Annotated in this window: 1 protein-coding gene; it reads left to right on the top strand. The window is 68.6% G+C overall.

Annotated elements, in window-relative coordinates; all coding sequences use genetic code 11:
* A partial coding sequence (gene dxs, locus CFR72_RS16810) for a 1-deoxy-D-xylulose-5-phosphate synthase (protein WP_110914817.1) occupies positions 1–1,254 on the top strand: 1,254 nt, incomplete at both ends.

Genomic DNA, 1,254 nt, shown 5'->3' with positions numbered 1-1,254 from the left:
GCCGCCAAGATGGCAAAGCGCCTGCCCGACCGGCTGGAGCGCACGGCGAAGAAGGCCGACGAATATGCGCGCGGCATCATCACCGGCGGCACGCTGTTCGAGGAACTCGGCTTCTATTATGTCGGCCCGGTCGATGGGCATGACATGACGCAGCTTGTCCAGATCCTGCGCAACCTGCGCGACGCGGACGACCTTGGCCCCGTGCTGCTGCATGTCATAACAGAGAAGGGGCGTGGCTATACCCCTGCCGAATCGGCGGGTGACAAGTACCACGCCGTCGCCAAGTTCAACGTCGTCACCGGCGAGCAGAAGAAGGGCCCCGCCGGGCCGCCGTCCTACACGTCCGTCTTCTCGCGCGAACTGCTGCGCCAGGCGGAAGCGGACGACCGGATCGTGGCGATCACGGCGGCGATGCCGTCGGGCACGGGGCTGGACAAGTTCGCCAAGGCCTTCCCCGAGCGCTTCTTCGATGTCGGCATCGCCGAGCAGCATGCCGTGACGTTCGCCGCGGGCCTTGCGACCGAGGGGATGCGCCCGTTCTGCGCGATCTATTCCACCTTCCTGCAGCGCGCCTATGACCAGGTGATGCATGACGTGGTGCTGCAGAACCTGCCGGTGCGCTTCGCCATCGACCGCGCGGGCCTTGTCGGCGCGGACGGCGCGACGCATGCCGGCGCGTTCGACCTGAACTACCTCGGCTGCCTGCCGGGCATCACCATCATGGCGCCCAGTGACGAGCTTGAACTGCTCAACATGACCACGACGGCGGCGGCATTTGACGAGGGACCGATCGCCCTGCGCTACCCGCGCGGCGGCGGGTTCGGCCTTGACCTGCCGGCGGCGGGCAAGGTGATGGAGATCGGGCGCGGGCGCATCGTGCGCGAGATGACGCGCCAGTCCGGGCCGGAGCGTGGCGGGATCGCGATCCTCTCGCTCGGCCCGCGCCTGGCGGAGGCGCTGAAGGCCGCCGACATGCTGGCGGCGCAGGGGCTTGCGCCCACGGTAGCCGACGCGCGCTTTGCCAATCCGCTGGACACCGCGCTGATCGAACAGCTTGCGCGCAACCATGCCGTGCTGATCACCATCGAGGAAGGCGCGCCCGGCGGGTTCGGGGCGTTCGTGATGATGCACCTGGCCAAGACCGGGCTGCTCGACCGCGTGCGCTTCCGCCCCATGGCCCTGCCCGACCGCTTCATCGACCACAACACCCAGGCCGCCCAGTACCACGAGGCAGGCCTCGATGCGCAGGCGATC

Origin of the sequence: Gluconacetobacter entanii, from assembly GCF_003206495.1 — a bacterium.
Classification (GTDB): Bacteria; Pseudomonadota; Alphaproteobacteria; order Acetobacterales; family Acetobacteraceae; genus Novacetimonas; species Novacetimonas entanii.
This window is presented reverse-complemented; position numbering and strand designations above follow the sequence as displayed.